19 protein-coding genes are annotated in these 23,820 nt (G+C 69.5%); 9 read left to right on the top strand and 10 right to left on the bottom strand.

Features of this window, described 5'->3' with window-relative positions:
• The first annotated feature begins 31 nt into the window (after positions 1–31).
• Genes ACWCOV_RS38295 through ACWCOV_RS38275 form a run of 5 tightly spaced genes read left to right on the top strand, consistent with a single transcriptional unit; the run spans position 32 to position 7,961 of the window.
• Positions 32–3,421: an endo-1,4-beta-xylanase gene (locus tag ACWCOV_RS38295; RefSeq protein WP_449834280.1), complete on the top strand. Its 3,390-nt coding sequence runs from the start codon at positions 32–34 to the stop codon at positions 3,419–3,421.
• 20 nt (positions 3,422–3,441) lie between these two features.
• Positions 3,442–4,911: an ABC transporter substrate-binding protein gene (locus ACWCOV_RS38290; protein WP_449834279.1), complete on the top strand. Its 1,470-nt coding sequence runs from the start codon at positions 3,442–3,444 to the stop codon at positions 4,909–4,911.
• The gene (locus ACWCOV_RS38285; RefSeq protein ID WP_449834278.1) at positions 4,911–5,894 is read left to right on the top strand and encodes a carbohydrate ABC transporter permease; all 984 of its coding nucleotides are present in this window, start codon (positions 4,911–4,913) and stop codon (positions 5,892–5,894) included. Before ACWCOV_RS38290 ends, ACWCOV_RS38285 begins: the two co-directional genes overlap by 1 nt.
• On the top strand, positions 5,891–6,721 hold the full coding sequence (locus ACWCOV_RS38280; RefSeq protein ID WP_449834277.1) for a carbohydrate ABC transporter permease: 831 nt from the start codon (positions 5,891–5,893) through the stop codon (positions 6,719–6,721). The genes ACWCOV_RS38285 and ACWCOV_RS38280 overlap by 4 nt, the downstream gene beginning before the upstream one ends.
• 10 nt (positions 6,722–6,731) lie before the next feature.
• Positions 6,732–7,961, top strand: a complete 1,230-nt coding sequence (locus ACWCOV_RS38275) for a Gfo/Idh/MocA family protein (protein WP_449834276.1) — start codon at positions 6,732–6,734, stop codon at positions 7,959–7,961.
• On the opposite strand, the gene ACWCOV_RS38270 is transcribed toward ACWCOV_RS38275, so the two are convergent.
• Entirely contained in the window at positions 7,958–9,250 is a 1,293-nt protein-coding gene (locus ACWCOV_RS38270) for a hypothetical protein (RefSeq protein WP_449834275.1), read from the bottom strand. The two genes, ACWCOV_RS38275 and ACWCOV_RS38270, sit on opposite strands and share 4 nt — an antisense overlap.
• A 131-nt stretch (positions 9,251–9,381) precedes the next feature.
• Between ACWCOV_RS38270 and ACWCOV_RS38265 the strand changes: the two genes are divergently transcribed.
• The gene (locus ACWCOV_RS38265) at positions 9,382–10,182 is read left to right on the top strand and encodes a carbonic anhydrase (RefSeq protein ID WP_449834274.1); all 801 of its coding nucleotides are present in this window, start codon (positions 9,382–9,384) and stop codon (positions 10,180–10,182) included.
• On the opposite strand, the gene ACWCOV_RS38260 is transcribed toward ACWCOV_RS38265, so the two are convergent.
• Positions 10,166–10,807: a TetR/AcrR family transcriptional regulator gene (locus ACWCOV_RS38260; RefSeq protein WP_449834273.1), complete on the bottom strand. Its 642-nt coding sequence runs from the start codon at positions 10,805–10,807 to the stop codon at positions 10,166–10,168. The genes ACWCOV_RS38265 and ACWCOV_RS38260 overlap by 17 nt on opposite strands.
• A 60-nt stretch (positions 10,808–10,867) precedes the next feature.
• Between ACWCOV_RS38260 and ACWCOV_RS38255 the strand changes: the two genes are divergently transcribed.
• Positions 10,868–11,167 carry a hypothetical protein gene (locus ACWCOV_RS38255; protein WP_449834272.1) on the top strand — a complete coding sequence of 100 codons (300 nt, stop codon included), beginning with the start codon at positions 10,868–10,870 and terminating at the stop codon, positions 11,165–11,167.
• Positions 11,168–11,170: 3 nt separating this feature from the next.
• Here the strand turns inward: ACWCOV_RS38255 and ACWCOV_RS38250 are convergent, their stop codons facing one another.
• The 8 genes from ACWCOV_RS38250 to ACWCOV_RS38215 all read right to left on the bottom strand — a co-directional run bounded on the left by ACWCOV_RS38250 (position 11,171) and on the right by ACWCOV_RS38215 (position 22,034).
• Positions 11,171–12,703 (bottom strand): beta-L-arabinofuranosidase domain-containing protein, encoded by a 1,533-nt coding sequence (locus tag ACWCOV_RS38250; protein ID WP_449834271.1) that lies wholly within the window; start codon positions 12,701–12,703, stop codon positions 11,171–11,173.
• 22 nt (positions 12,704–12,725) lie between these two features.
• Complete coding sequence (locus ACWCOV_RS38245) at positions 12,726–13,223, bottom strand: beta-class carbonic anhydrase (protein WP_449834270.1); 498 nt, start codon at positions 13,221–13,223, stop codon at positions 12,726–12,728.
• On the bottom strand, positions 13,220–14,161 hold the full coding sequence (locus ACWCOV_RS38240) for a sucrase ferredoxin (RefSeq protein ID WP_449834269.1): 942 nt from the start codon (positions 14,159–14,161) through the stop codon (positions 13,220–13,222). Before ACWCOV_RS38240 ends, ACWCOV_RS38245 begins: the two co-directional genes overlap by 4 nt.
• Before the next feature lie 46 nt (positions 14,162–14,207).
• Positions 14,208–15,917, bottom strand: a complete 1,710-nt coding sequence (locus ACWCOV_RS38235) for an MFS transporter (protein ID WP_449834268.1) — start codon at positions 15,915–15,917, stop codon at positions 14,208–14,210.
• Positions 15,914–16,624 (bottom strand): LppX_LprAFG lipoprotein, encoded by a 711-nt coding sequence (locus tag ACWCOV_RS38230; protein ID WP_449834267.1) that lies wholly within the window; start codon positions 16,622–16,624, stop codon positions 15,914–15,916. Before ACWCOV_RS38230 ends, ACWCOV_RS38235 begins: the two co-directional genes overlap by 4 nt.
• A gap of 4 nt (positions 16,625–16,628) precedes the next feature.
• Complete coding sequence (locus tag ACWCOV_RS38225; RefSeq protein WP_449834266.1) at positions 16,629–19,091, bottom strand: DNA gyrase/topoisomerase IV subunit A; 2,463 nt, start codon at positions 19,089–19,091, stop codon at positions 16,629–16,631.
• A 250-nt stretch (positions 19,092–19,341) separates the two neighbouring features.
• Positions 19,342–21,267, bottom strand: coding sequence for an FtsX-like permease family protein (locus ACWCOV_RS38220; RefSeq protein WP_449834265.1), 1,926 nt, complete (start codon positions 21,265–21,267; stop codon positions 19,342–19,344).
• Complete coding sequence (locus tag ACWCOV_RS38215) at positions 21,267–22,034, bottom strand: ABC transporter ATP-binding protein (RefSeq protein WP_449834264.1); 768 nt, start codon at positions 22,032–22,034, stop codon at positions 21,267–21,269. The genes ACWCOV_RS38220 and ACWCOV_RS38215 overlap by 1 nt, the downstream gene beginning before the upstream one ends.
• Positions 22,035–22,276: 242 nt before the next feature.
• Here ACWCOV_RS38215 and ACWCOV_RS38210 point away from each other — a divergent pair, with 242 nt between their 5' ends.
• On the top strand, positions 22,277–23,539 hold the full coding sequence (locus tag ACWCOV_RS38210; RefSeq protein ID WP_449834263.1) for a sensor domain-containing protein: 1,263 nt from the start codon (positions 22,277–22,279) through the stop codon (positions 23,537–23,539).
• Positions 23,521–23,820, top strand: a 300-nt coding sequence (locus ACWCOV_RS38205) for a response regulator (protein ID WP_449834262.1), incomplete at its 3' end; no start/stop codon positions are given. The genes ACWCOV_RS38210 and ACWCOV_RS38205, both read left to right, overlap by 19 nt.

Raw genomic sequence — 23,820 nt, 5'->3', positions numbered from 1 at the left:
GCACTTCTCCATGTCGGCAAGCTGTGCCCCGATGTCGTCCTGCTCGGCCCCTGTGCCCGCCGACTCGACGCAGCAGGTCCCGATCACCGGCAACCCGAACTTCACCAAGGCCCTCGAGGTCACCGTGCCGAACGCCCCGCAGAGCCCGGGACTGGACGGCGAGTACGAGATCACCCTCGGCGTCGCCGCGGCCCAGACCGTGACCGCCGGCGACGCGCTCGTCGCGACCCTGTGGATGCGGTCGATCGAGCCGACGCCCGGCAGTACGACGGGTAACGCGCACGTGGTGTTCGAGACCGACGGACCGCCGTACAAGAAGTCGATGAACGCGGCCCTGCTCTACGGGCCGGAGTGGCAGAAGTTCGAGTTCCCGGTCCGCGCCGCCGTGACCTACGAAGCCGGGACGGCGACCGCGGCGCACCTCAACCTCTGGCTCGGGTACGGCGCTCAGAAGTTCCAGATCGCCGGCGTCTCGGTCAAGGACTACGGGCCGGGCACGCCGGCCGGCTACCCGCAGGTGACGTACGAAGGCCGCGAGGCCAACGCAGCCTGGCGTACGGCGGCCAACGCCAGAATCGACCAGTACCGCAAGGGAAACCTCGCCGTCTCGGTCGTGGACCCGGCCGGCAACCCGGTCAGCGGCGCGACGGTGTCCGCCGTACAGCAGACCAGCGCGTTCAGGTTCGGCGCCGCCTCCGACGGGTCGCGGCTGATCGGCGACCCGTCGAGCGGGATCAGCGCGAGTGACCTCGCGCAGTACCAGAGCAAGGCCTCGACGCTGTTCAATCAAGGAGCCCTGGGCAACAACCTGAAGTGGAGCAACCACTGGGAGAACCAGGTCGAGCGGGACACGATCACGATGCCTGCTCTGCAGTGGATGCGGGAACACGGCCTGCGGGTCCGCGGCCACAACCTGATCTGGCCGTCCTGGGGCTACATGCCACCCGACCTGGTCACCTTGCAGAACGACCCAGCCGCCCTCCGGGCCCGGGTGAGCAACCACATCACCGACGAGGCGACGGCACTGAAGGGGATCGTCGACGAGTGGGACGTGGTGAACGAGCCGTACTCCGAGCACAGCCTGCAGGACATCCTCGGGCCGGACGAGATCGCCTCCTGGTTCCGGCTGGCCCGGCAGGCCGACCCGACCGTGCCGCTGGCGCTGAACGACTACGGCCTGCTGGAGAACAACGGCTGGGAGGAGCGGCACCGCGACCACGTCTACGGCATCGTGCAGTCGCTGAAGGCATCCGGTGCCCCGATCGACCTGGTCGGGATGGAGAGCCACTTCAACGGGCTGCAGCTGACCTCGCCGGACGACCTGATGACGATCGTCGACCAGTTCGCCGCGCTCGGCGTGACGGTGGTGATCACCGAGTTCGACGTGGACACCGACGACCTGCAACTGCAGGCGGACTACACCCGCGACTTCATGACCGCGATGTTCTCGAACCCGAACGTCAACCAGATCAGCAACTTCGGGATCTGGGCCAACAACATCTACAACCCGCGGGTCGCGCTCTACAACGCCGACTGGTCGCCGAAGCCGAACGCGCTGGTCTGGGAGGACCTGATCAAGCGGCAGTGGCACACGAGCGCAAACGGCCAGACCAGTGCGGCCGGGACCTTCGGGACTCGGGGCTTCCTCGGTGACTACCTGGTGACGGTCACCGTGAACGGCATCTCCAAGCAGGTCAAGGTGCCGATGCCGACCACCGCCGGCGCATCCGTGAAGGTGATTGCCGACGGCATCGCGACCACGGTCCGGACCGACCAGCCCAACCCGGTCGGCGACGGCGGCTTCGAGAGCGGCGCCCGCGGCTGGACTCCGCTCGGCACCGGCCCGTCGACGGCCGCCAACGCGCACAGCGGGCACGCCGCGCTGTCGCTCAGCCCAGGTTCGGGCGTGACGCAGAACATCACCGGCCTCACGCCGGGCACGAGCTACCTGCTGTCCGGTTGGGGACGCCTCAACGGCGGCGGCACCCAGTGCTACATCGGCGTCCGTGGGGGAGCGGCGGCAGGTACGCCGACCTTCCAGCACGAGCTCACCTACGCCGACGAACGCGCCTACACGCAGAAGCTCGCGGCCTTGACTCCACCGACCGGGACGAAATGGATCCAGGTGTTCGCCTGGTCCAACCCGAACCCGACCACGTCGGAGTGCACTCTCGACGACATCAGAATCACGCCGACCGACGGCACGCCGCCACCCGCCCAGGGTCCGCCCGCGACAACGCCGTACTTGCCGACGCCGTCGGTCCTGGTGAACGGGACGCTCGAGAATCAGTCCAGCACGACGGGCTGGTACTGCCTCGGCACCTGCACCCTCAAGAACGCGGCGACCACACCGCACACCGGCGGCGGCGATCTGTCGGTCACCGGTCGGGGAGCAGCGTGGGCGGGGCCCGCGCAGGGCGTGTCCGTGGTGAACGGCGGCCTGTACGACTCGTCCGCCTGGGTGCGACTCGCGAGCGGATCCGACACCGCGATGGTCAGCCTGAAACTGACCACGTCGACCGGATCGACCACGATCAGGCTCGGGCAGGCGCCGGTCACGAGCACCGGCTGGACGCGGATCTCCGCGGCCAACACGAAGGTCGCCTGGACCGGAACGCTCACCAAGGCCGAGTGGTGGATCAGTACGACGACCGGCACCGGCAACCTGCTGGTCGACGACACCTCCTTCGCCCCGAAGGCGAAGCCGGTCGCCGGCCGCGATCTCCTGACCAACGGTGACGCCGAGCAGGGCACAGACAACTGGACTTGTTCGACGGCCTGCACGGCGCAGACCGGTCAGGTGCACGGCGGCTCCACCTCGATCCTCGGTACGGCGCCGACGCAAACCGTGACCGTGACGAACGGAGCGTCGTACAAGACCTCGGCCTGGATCCGGCTCGCGTCAGGCACGGGCACGGCTCAGGTGCAGCTGAAGCTGACGAAGTCGGACGGGTCGGTCGCGACCGTGCCACTGGTGTCGGCCGCGGTGAACGCGTCCGGCTGGACGAAGGTTGCCGCGAACAACATCCCGGTCAGCTGGACGGGCACGCTCACCAGGGCCGAGTGGGTTGTCGCCAACGACAACGTCTCTGTGGACGATGCGGCCCTGCAGCCGGCCGGCGTCGAGCAGACCGTGTTCAACCCGGTGCAACCGACCGCGGCGTGCGTCGTACGAAACACGGTCGACAACACCTACACGGCGTACTTCGGCTACTCGAACGCCAACAACTACTACGTCCCGGTCCCGGTCGGGAGCGACAACTACTTCAGCCCCGGGCCGTCGGACCGCGGCCAGACCGTGCACTTCCTGCCCTTCCAGCGGCCGCGTCGCGTCGCGGTCACCTGGGACGGCAGCCCACTCACCTGGCGGCTCGGCGCCCTGACCCAGACCGCTTCGTCGGCGTCGCCGGCCTGCACCTGAGATCCACTGGAGGAATCACCATGTCATCACGCATCTCACGACGGACCCTGCTCCGTGGTGCCGCGGCCCTGGCCGGTGCGGGAGCGGTCGCCGGCTGCTCCTCGTCGGGCGACGGCGGCGAGGGCTCGAAGGCCCAGACCACCATCACGTACTGGGACTGGTACGCCAGCCAGGCCGGCTGGGTCGACAACGAGATCAAGCTGTTCCAGGAGGCCAATCCCGGGATCGCGGTGAAGAAGACCACGCAGGTCAGCGACAAGTACGCCGACCTGGTCTCGCTCGCGTACCGCAGCAACAACCCGCCCGACATCCTGATGATCCCGAAGAGCCCGCAGCTCAGCCAGCAGGTCTCGCAGGGCTGGCTGATGCCGGTGGACAAGTGGGCGACGAAGTCCTGGCAGTCCCGCTTCCCGCAGAACAGCTTCGTGGAGGGCGTCGACGTCTTCGACGGCAAGGTGTACACCGCGCCGTTCGCGGCGCCGGCGCCGTCACTGCAGTTGTACGTTCACCACGGCGTCTTCAAGGAGGCCGGGCTGACCAACCCCGACGGCAGCGTGAAGCTGCCGAAGACCTGGGACGACGTGAGCCGCGCGGCCGAGGCGATCGCGTCGAAGAGCGGTGGCAAGGTGGCGGCGTTCGGCTTCGGCAACTCGACGAACACGACCCTGGCCTGGTGGCTCGATCTGTTCGTCCGCGGCGCCGGGTCGCCGGGTGGCGCCGCGGTCGGCGGGATCGACGGGATGGACTACCGGGTCGGGCAGTGGACGTTCGGCACCGACCGCAACTACGCCGACGTGATCAACCTGCTGCTGGAGTGGAAGAGCAAGAACTGGTTCTACCCGAGCTCGATGAGCATCTCCGACGAGCAGGCGCGGGCGTTCTTCGAGCGCGGCCGGTTCGGGATGACCGTCGGCGGGGTCTGGAACCAGCCGGAGTGGACCAAGCACAAGTTCACCGACTACAGCCTGGTCACCCTGCCCACGCCGAGCGGGGACCCGAAGGCGTTGTTCTACGGCCCGCCCGGCGGCCGGTTCGTCGCGGTCTCGTCGAAGTCCAAGCACGCCGACGAGGCCTGGGCCTGGTTCGACTGGCTCTACAGCGCGGACGCCGGCAAGCGCTGGGTCGAGCAGGGCCAGGGGCTCTCGGTCTACGCCCAGAACAACGACCCGAAGGCGGTCACCTTCGCGCCGTTCGCGCAGTACGTCGCCATGGCGGGGGCCGCCGTGGTCGGTCCGCAACCGACGATCCGGAACCCGAAGCTGACCAAGCTCGAACTGCCCGCGGTCAAGCCGGACATCAACGACGTACTGGCCGGCATCTACACCGGTCAGGTCAAGGATGTCCAGGGTGCGCTCAGTGAGCTCACGGGCAAGCTGAACCAGGCGCTGGGCGACGCGGTGCAGAAGGTAGGGGCCGGCGCCAGCCTGAAGGACTTCGCCTTCACCGACTGGGACCTGACCAAGCCGTACACGACGAAACCGGTCGCCTGATGGTGCTGACCGCCGTACGGGACGACGTCGCCACCGGAGGGCCGCCACCAGTGGTCCGCCGGCGGCGTCGCCGTACGTACCTGTGGTCGTACGTCTACCTGGCGCCGATGATGGTGCTGCTGCTCGGGTTCGTGGTGTATCCGATCATCGCGTCGCTCGGGTACACGTTCTACAAGTGGGACGGCATCGGCGACCCGACCGACTTCGTCGGGCTGGACAACTTCCGGCAGATCGTCCACGACAGCATCTTCTGGCGGTCGCTCGGCCACACCTTCGTGTACGCCGCCTTCGTCGTGCCGATCCAGCTCGTGCTGGCGCTCGCCCTAGCGCTGGTGCTGAACAACAAGCGGCTGCGGTTCGCGTCCTTCTACCGGACCCTGTTCTTCCTGCCGGTGGTGACGTCGGCCGCGGTGATCGGCGTCGTGATCCAGCTGCTGGTGTCGAACTTCGGCGAGTCGATCAACGACGCGCTGCTGAAGGTGCACCTGATCGACCGGCCGGTCGACTGGCTGGGAGACCCGCACTTCGCGATGGCGATCATCATCCTGGTCGGGATCTGGCACACCTTCGGCTACAACCTGGTGTACTTCCTGGCCGGGCTGCAGACGATCCCGGAGGAGCTCTACGAGGCGGCCAGGCTGGACGGCGCCGGCCGGGTCGCGACGTTCCGGTACATCACCATCCCGATGCTGCGGGCGGTCGGTGTGGTGATCGTCGTGCTCGCGGTGATCGGGACGTTCCAGATCTTCGACCTGGTCCAGGTGCTGACCAGCGGCGGTCCGTACTTCTCCACCGAGGTCGTGAACACCTACATCTACCACCTGGCCTTCGGCGGCAGTAACGCGAACGCGGTCCAGCCCGACATCGGGCTCGCATCGGCGGCGTCGTTCATCTACGGGTTGCTGCTGATCGTGTTCTCCGTGGTCCAGGTCGTCGTACTGCGCTCTCTCGCGAGGCGCCGGGGGACAGGAGGCGGGAGATGACTCGGCGGCGCATGGTGACGGCGATGACGCACGTCGCGTTGCTGGTCAGCGGTCTGGCCTGGCTGTACCCGCTGTTCTGGGCGCTGGGCAGTTCGCTGAAGAGTGACGATGAGTTCTTCGGTCGCGGGCTGAACCCGATGCCGTCGCAGTTCCTCTGGTCGAACTACCTGGACGCGTGGCGCGAGGCGTCGTTCGGGCGGTACTTCATGAATACTTTTCTGATCACCCTCGGGACGGTGGTGGTTACTTTAGTAGTCACGTCCGCCGCGGGATACGTACTTGCCCGGACACGCTTCCCGGGGCGGGGTTTCTGCCTGGGGCTGGTGTCGGCGACGCTGTTCCTGCCGCACGGCTACACGATCATCCCGGTGTTCGAGCTGATGCAGCGGCTGCACCTGCTGAACAGCCTGTGGGCGGTGATCATCGTGCAGGCGTCCGGCGGGGTGGTGTTCGGCACCTTCCTGTTCATGGGCTACTTCATGGCGATCGACCGTGAGCTCGAGGACGCGGCCCAGGTCGACGGCGCGAACTTCCACCAGACGTTCGCGCGGATCATGCTGCCGCTGTCCGGCCCGATGCTGGCCACGGTCGGGCTGTTCACCGCGATCACCGCCTGGAACAGCTTCTTCATCCCGCTGGTCTTCACGCTCGGCCGGCCGGAGCTGCGCACGCTCGCGATCGGCATGTACGCGTTCATCGGCGAGAACTCGACCGAGTGGACGCTGCTGTGCGCCGGGACGGTGATCACGCTCGCACCGATCGTCCTGCTGTTCCTGCTGCTGCAACGTTTCTTCGTCAACGGCCTGGCCGGCGCGGTCAAGCAATAGGGGGTCATCCATGTCCACACCTGTGCGGACCGCGATCGTCGGCGCCGGCCACCGGGCGCAGCTGTTCACCGAAGGCCTCGCCAAGCGGGACGGGTACGACGTCGTGGCGTTGTGCGACCCGAACTCGGTCCGGATGGCCTTCCACAACCGGATGCTGCTGGCAGCCGGTCGCCGTACTGCTCATCAGTGGCCGCCGGCGCGGTTCGACGAGATGCTGCGGGTCGAGCGAATCGAGTTGCTGGTGGTGACGAGTGTCGACGCGACTCATGACCGGTACATCGAGTCGGCCCTGCGAGCAGGTGTCCGGGTGATCAGCGAGAAGCCGATGACGACGGACGCGGAGAAGGCGCAGCGCATTCTCGACGCCGTCCGGGAGACGGGTGGGTCGCTGTCGGTGGCGTACAACTACCGTTTCAACCCGGTGCACCGGCGGGTGCGGTCGTTGCTGGCCGAGGGCGCGATCGGCGACGTGCATTCCGTGCACTTCGAGTGGCTCCTCGATGTGTCGCACGGCGCGGACTACTTCCGGCGGTGGCATCGCGACAAGGCGAACTCCGGCGGCCTGATGGTCCACAAGGCCAGTCATCATTTCGACCTGGTGAACTGGTGGCTCGGCGCCGAGCCGGACCTCGTCTACGGACGGGGGCAACTGGCCTTCTACGGTCCCGACCGACGGCACGGGTACGCGCGGGACTACGCACGGGCGCACGGGTCCGCCGAGGCGCTGGACGACCCGTTCGCGTTGCACCTGGCGAACAACGCAACGCTGCGGGAGCTATACCTGGATGCCGAGGGCGAGGACGGGTACTACCGCGATCGCAACGTGTTCGCGCCCGGCGTGACGATCGAGGACGACATGGCGCTGCTGGTGTCCTACGACACCGGCGCGACGATGACGTACCACCTGACCGCGTACTCACCGGCAGAGGGCTACCGGGTGATGTTCAACGGATCACGCGGCCGGCTGGAGCTGGATGTCGAAGAGTCGACATTCCGGACGAGCATCACGCTTCGCCCGCTGTGGTCGCCGCCCGTCGACTACACGGTCGAGCCTGATCACACCGGCCATGGCGGCGCCGATCCTCGGGTCCTGGCCGCACTGCTCGACGACGATCAGACGCATGGCACGGACGTCGCGGACGCGCGGCAGGCAGCCCTGGCCCTGGTCACCGGGCTGGCCGCCAACCGCTCGTTCGAAACCGGTCAGCCCGTGCGGACTGCCGACGTACTGAAGCTCTAGCCGAGCGCGGCACGCAGCGCGGCATGCGAGCCGCGGACGATCGCCTCCCGGTTGGCCTCGTACGTCGGGTCGGTGATCGCGGTCTTGTTCGCCGGGTCGAAGGACAGCACCGGGACGTGCAGGTGACCGGCCGGCATCGACGGGTCGAGCAGGTCGCGCTGCAACGTGTTGCGGTAGGCAACCTCGTTGGACAGGTAACCGCCGCCGGCTCCCTCGGACGCGATCGAACCGGGCGTCGGGCCGAGCGGCTGGCGCACGGGCTGACTCTGACCGGCCGGGATCTCGAGCACGCTGGTGTTGACCCGCATCCGGAACGGCGTGACGTCGGCCTGCGCCATCCGGGCCAGCGGCAGGCTGGAGGTCAGCCACTCGGGACCCGCCGGCATGCTGGGGGAGACGACGGGTGCGCTGGTCGTGCCGCCACCCCACAGGTTGTTGTTGTCACCGATCGAGCTGACCGAACGGCGCCGGCCGTTGAACACCTCCAGGTCGAAGATGCCCACCCGGCCTTGGCTCGCAGTCATGACCAGATCGGCCCGCTGCGGACCTGGGCGGTAGTGCGGGGCGAGGGCGTTCTCGACCATGTTCTCGTCGAAGTCGGTGTACCGGACCGGGAAGACGACCGTCTGGATCTCGTAGGTCTTGCCGTTCACCACCCAGCGCTGACCGTCGAGGGTCAAGGCGTTGGCGCCGGACGGGTTCCCGATCCGGATGTCCGCGTCGAGCGTGAACGGGTCGAAGCCGGTCACCAGGATCTTCTGCACACCCGGCGCGAACCGGGTGCCGGTGATTCCGCGGGAGCTGTACTCGAGTGACCGGATCAGACCGGCGCGGTCCGCCGTACCGAGGATGAACTCCGGTTGCCACTGCCGGAGGGCGAGAGCCATCGAGATGCGCGCCCAGTAGAGGCCGCGATCGTCGGTGGCGGGCAGTGCGCCGGGCTGGGTCTGCGGGTGCTGCGCGCGGTGGGTCGCCGTACGCCAGAGGGCTTCGCCTTGGGTGCGGACGAGGACGGCCGCGGCGTGCCTGTTCGGCGCTGAGCAGAGCAGGCGGGTGAACAGCGCGACGTGCCGGTCGAAGCCGGAGCGGCGGAGGATCTCGGCGGGCACCGATGGGCCGCCGGCGACCCCGTTGTCCAGGCGCTGCTCCTCGACGGTGCCTTTGACAGCGGTGTCGAGACAGCCGGTGGTGGGTGCGGCATGGACGGTCGGCGCGCCCGACAGGGCCGTGGTCAGGGCGATCGCACCGATGAGCAGGGAGCGTGAGAACGAGCTGGGGCGGAGTCTCATAAGAGCTGTCTATCAGATCTCTACCGGAACTCGATCAGATTTCTGACCACCCCGGGTATTGCAGACAGTATGCAAGGGGTTACCTTCAGAAGGCGGCGTCGCCCACGCCGCCCTCATCAAGGAGCACATCGTTGAGCATCACATCTCGCCGCGGTCCGGTCGCGGCGCCCGTCACCTCGCGGCGCCGGTTCCTGACCACCGCCCTGCAGACTACTCTCGTCGCCGGAGCCGGCGGCGCCGCCCTCACTGCCTGCGCCGACGACGGTACGACGCCCTCGTCGGTCGCCTCGAGCGCCGGACAGACGCTGGCCGGCACCTATCCACCCTCCGCGCCGCCGGTTGCTGACGGCAACCAGGCGCTGAAGCGACTACAGGAAGGCAATGCGCGGTTCGTCGCCGATCGCGAGGAGAACCTGGACGAGGGGATCGCCCGCCGCGTTGCCGTGAGCAAGGGACAGACGCCGTTCGCCACCGTGCTCGGCTGCGTGGACTCGCGGGTGCCGATCGAGCTCGTCTTCGACCAAGGGCTCGGCGACCTGGTCGTCGTACGGAGTGCCGGCGAAGCACTGGACCACTCGGTGACCGGGAGCCTGGAGTTCGGCGTCGCCGAGTTGCACACGCCGCTGCTGATGGTCCTCGGCCACCAGCGGTGTGGCGCGCTCACCGCGACGATGAAGGCGCTCGACGCCGGCCAGCGCACCGCCGAGGCAGGCGAGATGGACTACCTCGTCGACACGCTCGCCCCGGCCGTCCGCCAGGTCGCCGGCAAACCAGGCGACCGTCTCACCAACGCCATCCACGCCAACGTGGGCTTAGTTCTCGCCAAGCTTCGCCAGTCACCCGTCATCGGCCCTCTGGAGAAGTCCGGCAAGCTCAAGCTCGTCGGCGCCTACTACGACCTCGACACCGGCAAGGTTACGCTCCACCAGTGACGCACAGCTGGCTGCGGAGGGTCTCACCGGCCCACTGCAGCCAGCGGTCGTGGGACCAAGCCCGGTCCCGGGTGAAGAGCAGGTAGAGCTCGGGGCTGAGGATGGCGTAGAGGATGTCGGCGGCGTCCTCGGCGCTGAGGTCCTTGCGGGCGCCTGGCTTCGCGACCAAGGCGTCCGCGGCTGCGCGCTGGACGACGTACCGCAGGTCCTCGTCCGGCGGCCAGAGCGCGGCGACCTCGGGGTCGTTCGCGACGGCGGCCTCCAGGACGCGCATGATCGGTGAGACCCGCCGCAGCACGGCGCTCGAGCCGGGGACGTAGGCGGTGAGCATCCCCTCAGCCGTCGCCGCCTTGACGGCGTCGGTGAACCACGGGCGCTCCATCGTCGCGATCGGCTCGGAGTCTCCGGCGATGGTCACGTCGACGAGCTCCTTGAGCAGGGCCCGCTTGTTGCCGAAGACGAAGTAGATCGTCTGGACGGCGACGCCGGCCCGGTCGGCCACGTCCTGCAGGTTGGTCGCGCCGTACCCGTCCTCGACGAACAGCTCGGTCGCCGCCTGAATGATCCGCCGCCGGGTCTCGGCCGCCTTCTCCGCCCGCCGGTTGGGCCGCTTGACAACAGTCATGACTAGAGTCTATCTCTAGATTCATTCGCTATAAGTCAACTCTAGAGAAAGGCGCTAGTCATGTCACTCATCGCAGTCACCCGGTTCGAGACAGTCGACACCGTCGAGGCGACCGAGATCCGGGATCGCCACACCGCCCTGGTCGAGGCCGTCCGCACCGCCACCCCCGGGCTGACCGAGGCTCGCCTCGGCCGACTGCCCGACGGTCAGTGGGTCGGCGTCTGGCGCTGGGACTCGATGGACACGCTCAAGTCCGTGCGAGAGTTCGCCCCGAACCTCCCCGAGGTGAAAGCCGCCTTCGCCCTGGTCCGCGAGGGGAGCTCCGCGGTCGAGGAGATCGAGGTGCTCGACGAGCTCTGAGGCCTACGAGGTCAGCGGTAGTTCGGTGACGCGCAGGGTTGTGCAGCCGTAGGGGACGAGGGTGAGGTCCTGCGCGTCGCCGGTGGTGGCCGGCGCGGGCGGGGGTGCGGCGGCGGCACCGTGTTCGAGGGTCCAAGCCGGGACTTGGCGGCCCTGGACTCGGAGCTGGATCGGGGACCTCACGAAGGGGTGCTCGGTCAGCGGCCGGCGGTCGAGCTGGACGGTGGCCGGGTCGATGGCGTAGTTCCATGGGCCGGCCGGGTGGATCTCCCAGGTGGCGTGCGGGTCGTCGCCACCGATGCGGTGCCGGGTCGCGGGGATGGGGAGTGCGAAGACCAGGGGACCGCGTTCGAGGGTGCCGGCCGTCCGCGAGACCGTCTTCACCGTGGCCGGGAGGTGCAGTTGTACGACGTGCGGTCCGCCGGACCAGTCGCGTCGTACCTGGTGAATGGTGCCGGCGGCAACTGGCTTGCCGTCGACGGTGGCGTCCGTGGCCCAGGCGGGGATGCGGAGGTTGAGCGGTACGACGCCGGAGCCGCTGACCGTGATCGTGATGTCGTCCTCGAACGGGTACGACGTGGCGACGTCGACGGACAGGTCGCCGTACGAGAAGGAGCAGGGGGCGTAGGACAGGGCGGTGAGGGGGTGGCGACCGGCCAGGTGTTCGTCGCAGCTGAACAGGCCGCTCGCCTGCCCGTGGTGCTCGTCCAGGGCCGCGACCAGACGCAGAAGACGGGCCTGCTGATCGTCGGTGGAGTCGTGACGCGACCAGACCGGCATCGCCTTGAGGCCCATCGCGACGTTCACGCCATGGGAGGACAGGTGGACGTCGTTCATCCAGACGCCGTCGTGCTCGGCCTTCGCGGCCTGCAGGGCCGCGTCCGGCACCTTCCCGCGGAACGGCAGGTCGTCGGCGTACCCGAACCAGTCGAACCCCTGCTCCCGGCACTTCGCCGCGAGCGGCAACAGCCAGTCCTCGCCGGTCAGGTCGTGCAGCTGGTTGATCACCCACACCACGTCGGTCCACCGCGACCGCGCCCACTCTTCCAGCGGCCACTCGTCCAGCAGTACGTCGAGCAACCGCAGGAACCGCAGCGCGGCCGGCACCACCCGCTCGTCACCGGTCGCGTCGAAGTGCTGCAGCAGCGCCTTCAGCACGATGATCCGCGGCCAGACGTCATGGTCCGCGTACGTCGAGTCGCCCGAGCGCGGCCCGAACCAGCCGTCCGGGTGCTGGTGATCGAGGATGTAGCCGACCCAGCGCCGTACCTTCGCCTTCAGCCGCTCGTCGTCGAGCAGGTAGGCGATCCCGGCGATGCCGTCGAGCCAGTACGGTCCGCGCTCCCAGCCCTCGGCGTCACCGCCGATCCAGCCGCTGCGGGCGATGTCGGGCCAGAACTCGTCCAGGTGCCCGGCCATCCCGTCGGCCTGCAGGCGCAGCCGCTCCAGCAACCATCCGGTGGGCCGGACGGTTGCCAGCAGCAACGGGCGGAGTGCGGGGGGAGCGAGGGACTGGGGGTGGGCGGGACCCGGCACGGAAGCAGCTCCTCTGGGTGTGTCAGTCGACCTGGGTGAGGCGGCCGGTGTCCACGTCGTACATGAAGCCGCCGACCAGGATGTCGTCGCCGATGAGCGGATGGTCGCGAACGGCGGTGACGTCGTGGCGGAGCGCCTCGAGCTGGTCGGGGATGACGTGGATCGGCAGGTAGCCGGCCGGCTTCCCGGCGGCGGTCTCGACCTTGGCGCGCAGCTCGTCCTCGGACATCGCGGCCATCGCGCAGCGGGTGTGCGGGATGACCATGATGCGGCGGACACCGAGCAGCTGGACGCCGAGCACCAGCCCGGTCATCGTCACCTCGGTGACCCGGCCGCCGGCGCTGCGCAGCACCTTCGCGTCACCCGGCTTCAGCCCGAGCATCTCCAGCGGGGGGATCCGCGAGTCCATACAGGTGACGACGCCGACGCCGGCGTGCGCGATCCCGTCGAACCCGCCGTAGTGGAAGTCGGCGGCGTAGTCGGCGTTGGCGGCCAGCAGGTCCTCGAATCCACTGGTCATCGGATGTCACCCGGCACTGGGGTCTCGGCACGCAGGATCGACATGGCGAACGGCTCCTTTCCGCAGGACTCCGGACGAGGTGGATCGGCCGGTGCGCTGGTGACCGGCACATTCCAGGACCGGCCGTCGCGATGCACCACGGTCACGGTTCCCAGCTCTTCGCCCGCCACACTGAGGGCATCCAGCGCAAGCTCACCGATGAGCTCACGTACGGCGATTTCCGCCGCCTGGCCGGGGTTCGACCAGGTCGACCGGCCGCGCAGCCCGGTCAGCACGGTCTCCCCACGACGCGCGGCCTCCAGGACGCCGACGGCGGTGTCGGCAGTCAGGTGGCCGTGCATCGTGCCGAAGGGGAGCACGGTTGCGGTCGGTGCGAACCGGTGCCCGCCGAGGTGGTTCGCCTCCCAGACGTGGCCGGGTGCGGCCGCGGCGACCGCCTGGACCAGGGGCCGGCCGAGGAGCGCGCAGCACTCGTCGCGCTTGCCGTTGGTGCAGACCAGCATCACCGGCTCGTCGACCACGGTCAGCGCCGGCAGCGACTCGACCACGGCATCCTGATCGCCACGGCCGACGGCATCGAGGTCGAGCTCGTCCAGTTCCACCGGGTCGGCGACAGCTCCACCGAGCAGCCAGGTCCGGCCGGGGCGGGTCGAGGCGACGTACACCTGGTGTGAGCGTTCGACCGTGTCCGGGTGCCGGCCGGGGGAGCGAATCAGCCCGAACCGCACGTCCGCCTTCTTGCACGCCTGGTCGATCGCGCGACCGAACTCCGGATCAAGATGACTTTGTGTCGGCGCCTTCGCACCCCACGGCCCGGGCTGCTCGACGAGCACCCAGCCGCTGGCGACGACCGCCGTACCAGGCATCGGCTCGCGCAACTCGCGACAGAACGTCGAACACAGGCCCGGCCGGCCGGTTGGGTCGAGTCGTGCGGTCACGGGATCACGGTACGTCAGCTGGGACCGGGCTTCGGCACGATGACCATCATCTGTGCACAACGCCACGTCGGCCGAGGAGGAGGACGGCCAGGATCGCGGCCAGGAAGGCGCAAACGGCGGCGCCGGCGAAGATTGCGTGAACTTGTGAAACAGCGGCGTCGCGCAGGGCGTCGACGAAGGGACGGCACGAACCGGGGGCTGATGGGCAGAGCTCGTTCGGGGACGGGATGTCTCCGACGAGGGCGAAGTACCGCCGTAGACCGATCGCTGTGAGTGCGGAGACGCCGACGAGCATGCCGACCATCCGGGCGACCACGACCAGCGCGCTGACCAGGCCGTGGCTGTCCGGGGGAGTGGCGCCGAGCATGGCCGTGTTGACCGGCGACAACGCCAGCCCGAAGCCGAAGCCGCACAGCAGCAGTACGACGGTCGCCGGCCAGTGATCGAGTGCGTCGCGACCCCAGAACGCCATCGCCACGAACATCGCACCGGCGAGCGCGAGCCCGGCTCCGGTGATCACGCCGAGCCCGTAGCGCCGGGTCAGCCAGCCGCCGACGACCGCACCGACCGGTAACGCGATCAGGAACCGCAGCAACACCAACGCGGCCGCCAGTTGCCCGCCGCCCTGGGTCGTCCGCGCGAACACGGGTACGTCGACCAGCGCCGCTATCAACGCGGAGCCGACGAGGAAGCTGACCACCAGCGAACCCCACGCGGGCGGGGCGCCGAGCAGACCACGCGGCACGATCGCCCGCGCCGTACGGCGTTGCCAGACCGCGAACGCCACCGCGAACACGGCGGCTCCGACCAGCAGCCACGGGCCGGCCGGCGACATCAGCTCCCGCTCGGGATCAGCGGTCGCAAACGCGAGCACCACACCGGCCAGCGCCAGCGCGAGCAGTAGCGCGCCCACGAGGTCGACCTGCTCGAGCGTTGCCCGCAGACGCGTCCTGCGGAGCAGCAGCGCCACCCAGAGGAGCAGCAGTACGGCGGTGACCACGCCGATCGGAGTCAACAGCCGGGAGTCGCCGGAGAACGGGACGAACGGGATGCCGAGCGTCACACCGGTCGCCAACCGCTCGGGCGCAGTCAAGGTGAGGCCGAGCGCCACACAGGCGAGGAAGCCGACCGAAGCCGAGAGTGGCGGGGCCTTCCACCCGCGCAGCAGCAGTGCGAGAACCACAGCCACCAGGAGGTTCAGCCAGAAGATGTACCGCCAGTCCGCGACCGCGAGCACGAGCGCGCCCAGCAGCGGGCCCAGCACCGACCCGATCTCCTGTACGGCGCCCACCACGCCAAGCGGTAGACCTCGGCGGTCGGCCGGCCACAGGTCGGCGACCAGAGCGAGCGTGGCAGGCACGAGGCCGCCACCGCCGACACCCTGCAGAAACCGACCGGTCACCACCAACGACAGGTCGTACGCCCCGGCGGTGATCAGCGACCCGACCGCGAAGAGCAGCAGTGCGCCGATCAGGACCGGGGTGCGGCCGACGACGTCGGCGATCCGGCCGATCAGCGGCAGGACGGCGATGTAGCCGAGCAGGAACCCGGAGATGATCGGCGCCGCCCGCTGGAGCTCGTCCGCGGACAGCCCGACCCCGGCCATCATGTCCGGCAACGCCAGCACCACGACGTAGGTGTCGGCCGCCGCGAAGGCGACCGCGATCGACGCGAGGGTGAGGTGGACCCGGGGGCTGCTCACCGGCGAGGGCGCTGCGTCACCGGACCGCTGGCTGACTGGCGGCTCCTCGCTCACGGCTTGGTGATCTCGACCTGTTCGCCGTACTTGTCCAGGGTGACGTCGTAGCTGCTGGTGGCGCCGTCGTAGAACGGGCCGGTGATCGTTGCCGACACCAACTGCTTGGTGTCCTTGTCGATCTTGAACGTGCTCGGGAAGTCCTGGTCGGCCGGCGCCTTCGGGAAGATGCCCTGCAGCGACTTGCCCTGCACGGTGCCGGTGATCTCGGTCAGCACCCTGGCGCCGTCCCGGGTCTCACCCTTGATCTTCGGGTCCTTCAGCGTCGGCAGCAGCGAGGTCAGGCCCTTGTCCGGGTCGAGCAGGATCGCCGGGTCGGGCGCGCCGAGCGCGGCCAGCTGCGACGGTGGCAGCTCGGTGAAGCTGGTCGTGAACGGCAGCTTCGCGTAGACCTTGCTGCCGACCGCGACCACCTCGGCGTCGATCGTCGAGCCGGCCGTGCGGACGGTCAGCTTGCCTTTGAACGCCGGGGCGTGCGTCGCCACCCCGTCACCGCTGTTCAGGGTCTGCGCGTTCTCCGGCAGATCGCGTCCGGTCAGCACGATGTGCACGCTGGCCGCCTGGTCGATGGTGGTCTTGGCGGCCGTGAGCAGCGCGACCGGGTCGTCGCCGGGCTGGGTGGTGCCGCCGTCGGCGTCCTTCTTGTCGTCGCTGCAGCCCGCCAGCGCCAGTACCAGCACCGCGCCCAGCGCGAGCAGTCTCTTCATGTCGTCAGCCTGCCACGTAACTGGCGCTGTCCGCGGCGCATGCGGCGATAGGTTGCGCAACCGGTACGCCGGAGCCGTCGCGCCGGGGGTCGATCGGCGGCAGGTCGACCGGAGCGCCGCTGTTCGCGCTCGCCCGGACCGGAGCCGCGCCGACGAAGCCGAGCAGCAGCCCGTCCTCGCCCTTGAGCAGCCGCTGGCAGCGCACACCGCCGGTGCCACGCCCCTTGCCCGGGTACTCGCTGAACGGCGTCACCTTCACCGCGCCGACCTCGGTCCCCGGCAGCGCCGAGGACGAGCCCGCGATCGTGACGACGTGCGCCTCACGACCGGAGTCGACGGCGCCGAAGAACACCACCTTCGCGTCCTTCCCGAGCCGGACGCCGGCCATACCGCCCGCGGTCCGGCCCTGCGGACGCACCGCGGACGCCGGGAAGTGCAGCAGCTGCGCGTCGGAGGTGATGAAGCACAGTTCCTCCTCGCCGGTCGTCAGCTCGACCGCGCCGACGACCTCGTCGCCGTCGTTCAGCCGGACGATCTCCCACGCGTCGCGGTTGCTCAGGTGGTCGGGCACCACCCGCTTCACGACGCCACCCGCCGTACCCAGGGCGACGCCGATCGAGTCGGGATCCATCGTGGTCAGCGCGAGCGCCTTCTCACCGGGCTCCAGCGACACGAACTCCGCCACCGGCGCGCCGCCCTGCAGGTTCGGCGCGTTCGCCGTCGTGGGTACGGCGGGGAGGTCGAGCGACTCGAGCCGGATCAGCCGGCCGGCGCTGGTGATCAGGCCGTACTGACCGCGGGCGGTGCTCTTCACCGCGGACACGATCGCGTCGTGCTTGGCCCGGGCGTCGCCGGTGCCGAACGGCTCCACGCCGTTCGTGCGGGCGAGCAGGCCGGTCGAGCTCATCAGCACCCAGCACGGGTCGTCGCTGACCTCGAGCGGCACGGCCGCGGTCTTGGTCGCGCCGGACGACTCCAGCAACACGGTCCGCCGCGGCGTGCCGTAGGTCTTCGCGACCTCGGCCAGCTCGTCGGACACCGTCTTGCGGAGCAGGTTCTCGTCCTCGAGGATCGCGGTCAGCCGCTCGATCTCGCGCTCCAGCTCGGACTTCTCGGTCTCCAGCTCGAGCTTGGAGAACTTCGTCAGCCGGCGCAGCGGCATGTCCAGGATGTAGTTGGCCTGCACCTCGGACAGGTCGTAGATCTCCATCAGCCGGCCGCGGGCCTGGGCGGCGTCGTCGCTGCTGCGGATGATCTGGATGACCTCGTCGATGTCCAGGATCGCGATCAGCAGGCCGTCGACGATGTGCAGCCGGTCCTGGGCCTTCTTCCGGCGGAACTCGCTGCGCCGGCGGACCACGTCGTACCGGTGGCCGAGGTAGACCTCGAGCAGATCCTTGAGCCCGAGGGTGCGCGGCTGGCCGTCGACCAGGCAGACGTTGTTGACGTGGAACGCGTCCTCGAGCGGGGTCAGCTTGTACAACTGCTCCAGCAGCGCCTCGGGGACGAAGCCGTTCTTGACCTCGATCACCAGCTGGGTGCCGTGGGTCCGGTCGGTCAGGTCCTTGACGTCGGCGATGCCCTGCAGCTTCTTCGACTGGACCAGGGTCTTGATCTTCTCGATCACCTTCTCCGGGCCGACCGAGTACGGCAGCTCGGTGACCACGATGCCCTTGCGGCGCGGGGTGACGTTCTCGATCCGGGCGGTGGCGCGCATCTTGAAGCTGCCGCGGCCGGTGGCGTAGGCGTCCTTGATGCCCTCCAGGCCGACGATCTTGCCGCCGGTCGGCAGGTCCGGCCCGGGGACGAACCGCATCAGGTCGTCCAGGTCGGCGTTCGGGGTCTTGATCAGGTGCCGCAGCGCCTGGATCACCTCGACCAGGTTGTGCGGCGCCATGTTGGTCGCCATCCCGACCGCGATCCCGGCGGCGCCGTTGACCAGCAGGTTCGGGAACGCGGCCGGCAGCACCGCCGGCTCCTCCTCCTGGCCGTCGTAGTTCGGCCGGAAGTCGACGACGTTCTCGTCCAGGCCGTTGGTCATCGCCAGCGCGGACGGCGCCATCCGGCACTCGGTGTACCGCATCGCGGCCGGGCCGTCGTCGAGGGAGCCGAAGTTCCCGTGGCCGTCGATCAGCGGGACCCGCATCGACCACGGCTGCGCGGTCCGGACCAGGGCGTCGTAGATCGCGCCGTCGCCGTGCGGGTGGTACTTACCCATGACCTCACCGACGACGCGGGCCGACTTCACGTGGCCGCGGTCGGGGCGGATGTTGTTCTCCGCCATCGAGAACAGGATCCGCCGCTGGACCGGTTTCAGCCCGTCCCGCGCGTCCGGCAGCGCCCGGGAGTAGATCACCGAGTAGGCGTACTCCAGGTAGCTGGTGCGCATCTCGTCGGAGACGTCGACGTCGAGGATGCGCTCCTCGAAGTCCTCGGGCTCGGCGGTGGTGCTGGAACGGCGTGCCATGCGGGTCTTACGGCTCCTCGATCGAACGGTACGGCGCCGCGACGGTCCGGCGCCGTGCCCATTGTCCCTGGTGAACGGCGGTTTGCAGTGCACATTGCCACGCCTCCGGCGCGGCGCGTCGTGGGGCCTGGTTCCCGTCCTTCCCTCGTCCCTCCAGTCGCTTCGCTCCCTGCGCTCCTCAGTCCGGGACGGGGGCCCCACGAGCGAGGCCACGACCCGCCATCGCGCCGAGACAGCCGCGGCAAGCGGTCTAGTCCAGCGCTCCGGACGGCTGCGACCGGCGCAGGATGTACGTCGTCGGGGCCAGAGCGGACCCTACCGCCAGCGTCAGACAGATCCCGCCGATACCCAGCAGCACACCCCACGGGACGGTCACCGGCACGTCGGCCACACCCGACGTCAGCGCCCGCCGGATCAGGATCCCGACTGTGACCGTGATCGCCGTACCGAGGCTGAGCGCGACCGCGCCGACCAAGGACGACTCCCACAGCACCATCCGGCGGATCTGGGCCGGCGTGGCGCCCAGCAGCCGCGACGTGACGAACTCGTGCCGCCGCTGCAGACTGCCCATCAGCAGCGTGTTGGCGATCGCGATCGCGCTGTAGAGAGCGGCCGGCCCGAGCAGCAGGATCAGCCCGAACTGGTTTCCCTTCCGGACCCCCTGCGCCTGCTCCGCTTCCCACTCGGCGGCGGGTACGGCGTTGTCGAGCTTGCCGACCAGGTCGACGCCGGGTTCGGGGAGCACGAAGATCCGTTCGGGCTCGGCCGTCGGGGCGTGCTCGCGGGCCAGGTCGAGCGGCACGAGGAAGGACGGGTTCGCGCCGAACGCGTCGGGGACGATGGCGACGATCCGGAGCTTGGCGCTGCTCCGGTCCAGGAACGTCACCGGGACCTCGTCGCCGACCCGGTAGTGCTCGAACCCGGCCGTTTCCTTGCCGACAGCAACCGTGTTGCCGGTGAGCTGGGTGAGGTCGCCGGCGATCGGAGCCAGCTGCCGGGTCTTCACCGCGATCGCCGGGTCGATGCCCTCGGCGTCCTCGAGCTGGGCATAGTCCTGGCTGATCCGGACGAACTGCAGCGGCACACCTGCGTCGGCAGCGGCCACGCCGTCGGTGGACGACAGGTGTGAGCCGGTGACCACGACGGGTGCGCGCACGGCGTCGCGAATGGCTGCCTCGGCGCTGTCGGCGGCGAAGCTGAGGCTGAGCACCATCGACCCGGCGATCGCGGAGATCGCCAGGATCGGCGCCGCGAGCGAGGCGCTCCGGCGGGGTGCGGCGATCACGTTGCTGCGCGCGAGGAGGCCGGAGACCTGGGTCCACCTGGTCAGCGGCAGCGACCACAGCCGGCTGATCCACGGCACGATGAGCGGCGCCAGCAGCGTGAGCGCGATGACGAGCAGCATCGGGGTGAACATCGCCAGCGGCATCACACCCTCGCCGGTCGACGGCCGGATCAGCGCCAGCAACGTGATCGATCCGGCCAGGAACAGCAGCCCGAAGACGATTCGCACCGGCCCGATCCGCGGCGGCTCCAGCGCTGCCTCACGCAGCGCGTCGATCGGCCCGACCCGTCCGGCCCGGCGAGCGGCCGATCGAGCCCCGAGCATCGCCACCAGCACCCCGGCGCCGACCGCGATCGACAACGGAACCCATGGCGAGGCCGGCTCCAGCTCCACCGGCGCCAGCTCGGTGTACGACGCTTTGCTGAGCAGCAGCGGAGTCGCGAGCTGGGCCAGCACGGCTCCGGTCAGCGCGGCCGCGATGGCGACGGCCAACGCTTCGCCGAGGATCATCCGCCGTACCTGCCTGGGGGTGGCGCCGATCAGCCGGAGCAGGCCGATCTCCCGGCGGCGCGAGGCGACCGCGAAGGCGAACGTGCTGGCGATGACGAAGATCGTGATGAACCCGGCGAGTGTCCCGACCATGCTGAGCACGGTCTGCAGGCCGGACACGTCGGCGTCGGACGTCGGCACCCGGACCTGCTCGGGCGGCGTGTCCGGGCTCCCAAGTGTCGTCACGGTGATGCCGGCGGCGAGCGGACCGTCGTACGCGATGGTGGCGGCCGTCGCGGTGGCGGCGAGACCGAGCAGGAAGACTCCGACGGCGAGCGCGACGAACGAGCCGGCGTACAGCGAGCGATGCCGGCCGACCGTCTGGCGGCTGAGGTAGAACATCACCGCTCCAGCTGACTCATCGCGGTGGCGATCTGGGCCGGCGTGCCGCGCTCGAGGTGCCCGGCGATCAGGCCGTCGGACAGGAACAGGACGCGCTCGGCGTACGCGGCGGCGACCGGGTCGTGGGTGACCATCACCACGGTCTGCCCGGCCCGGTCGGTCGCGTCGCGCAACAAGGACAGGACCTGCCGGCTGGTGCCGCTGTCCAGCGCGCCGGTCGGCTCGTCGGCGAAGAACACCGACGGCCGCGTGATCAGCGCCCGCGCGATCGCGACCCGCTGCTGCTGGCCACCGGACAGCTCTGCCGGCCTGCGCTTCGCCTTGCCGTCCAGCCCGACCTGCTCGAGCACCTGGTGTACGGCGCTGCGGCTCGGGCGGCGACCGGTGAGCCGCAGGGGGAGCGCGACGTTGTCGTAGACGGTCAGCGACGGCAGCAGGTTGTACGCCTGGAAGACGAAGCCCATCTCCTTCCGGCGCAGCTTGGTCAGCGCGACCTCGTTGAGCCCGCGCAGGTTCACTCCGCCGAGGACGACGGCGCCGTTGGTGGGCTGGTCGAGCCCGGCCGCGCACTGCAGCAGGGTCGACTTGCCGGACCCGGACGGGCCCATCACGGCGGTGAACGTGCCGCGGTGGAAGTGGTACGTCACGCCCCGCAGGGCGTCGACCGCGCCGGCCTTGGACCGGTAGGTCTTGGTGATGCCGTCCAGCAGCAAGGCCGGCGGTTCGGTGGGTACGACGCTCGGGTACGTCGGCGCGGTAGCGGTCATGCAATCAGCACACCGGGAAAGCAGCTATGAAGCCCTGGCCCACACAAGAGACCTGGAGTAGCGCGCACGCTACCGTCCAGCGGGCCGCCTCCCACCTAGGCTGACGCCGTGGACAGACCGATGACAATGCTTTCGGCCGGGCCTTCGGCGCCGGCGCGGTCATGGGGCTGTGACTCCCGGCCTTCCCTCGTCACTCCGGTCGCTTCGCTCCCTGTGCTCCTCAGTCCAGGCCGGGAGGCCCCATGACCGTCTGGGCGGCGATGGCGTCGCCGCGGTACCTGGTGTCGTCGTGGCCGTGGCGGAGCTACGCGTACCTGTTCACGTCGGTCCCGGTGGGTGTGGTGACCATCGGCGTGCTGATCGGGCTCGCCGCGGCCAGTGCGCTGCTCAGCCCGATCCTGATCGGAATCCTGCTGATCACCCTGTTCCCGCTGATCGGGGTGCTGATCGGCCGAGTCGAGCGGTGGCGGTCCGGGCTGGTGCTGATCGACGGGATCAGCAGCCCGCACGCCAAGATGCCCGAGTCGCTGTCGCTGCGGGAGAAGCTGAAGTTCCGGCGCCGGGAGCAGGCCTCGCTGCGGGCCCTCGGGTACGGCTTCGTGCTCGGCGTCTTCGTCTGGCCGCTGAGCGCCCTGATCGCGGGTATCAGCGCGACGATCCTCGGTACGACGCTGGCCGCGCCGGTGATCGCGGACGGCGACCAGATGGGCATGGGGCCGTGGATCCTGGACAGCGCGCAGGAGGGGTTCATCTTCCTGCTGTGCTTCGGGCCGCCGTTCTTCGCGCTGAGCTCCTACCTGATCGGCGTGCTCGCCGGTGCGGAGGCCGCGCTGGCGAAGGCGATGCTGGGTCCGCGGCAGGAGGAGTTGCAGCGGAACCTGGCCGAGCTGCGGCGGTCCCGCCTCGACCTGGTGGACGCGTTCGAGACCGAGCGGGCCCGGATCGAGCGGCACCTGCACGACGGCGTGCAGCAGCGACTGGTCGGGCTGACGATGACGCTGGGGTTGGCAGAGCTCGACCTGCCTGAGGGCGAGGGCAAGCGGCTGGTCGTGAAGGCGCACAGTGAGGCCGAGGCGGCGTTGGCGGACCTGCGCGAGGCGGTCCGCGGCATCCACCCGCGCGTACTCGTCGACCACGGGCTCGAGGCCGCCGTACTGGAGGTGGCGGACCGGAGTCCGCTGCCGGTGACCGTGCAGCTGACGCTGCCGTCGCGACTGCCGCCGCCGATCGAGGCGGCGGCGTACTTCGTCGTCAGTGAGGCGCTGGCCAACGTCGCCAAGCACGCGCAGGCCAGGACGTGTGAGGTGGCCGGGTGGGTCGAGCGCGATCGGCTGGTCATCACGATCACCGACGACGGCGTCGGTGGTGCGCGAGCAGGCGCCGGGACCGGACTCACCGGGCTGGTGACCCGGTTGGACGCTTTGGGAGGCACACTCGACATCGACAGCCCACCCGGTGGGCCGACTCGACTCAGGATGGAGTGCCCGTGCCGACTCGGCGACTGAGCATCGTGCTGGCCGAAGACTCGATGCTGTTGCGGGAGGGGCTGGCCAGCATTCTCGACCGCGCCGGCCACGAGGTACGGGACGCCGTCGGTGACGCGGACACGCTGCTGGCCGTCGTACGCAAGGCGCCGCCGGACGTGGTGATCACCGACGTCCGGATGCCGCCCGGTCACAGCGACGAAGGGCTGCGCGCGGCGGCCGCGATCCGGGCCGAGCTGCCGTCGATCGGGATCCTGGTGCTGGTGTTGTCGGATTCTGCGCAGGCTCAGCTGGGCGAACTG

This window comes from Kribbella sp. NPDC002412 (genome assembly GCF_053592935.1).
This window is presented reverse-complemented; position numbering and strand designations above follow the sequence as displayed.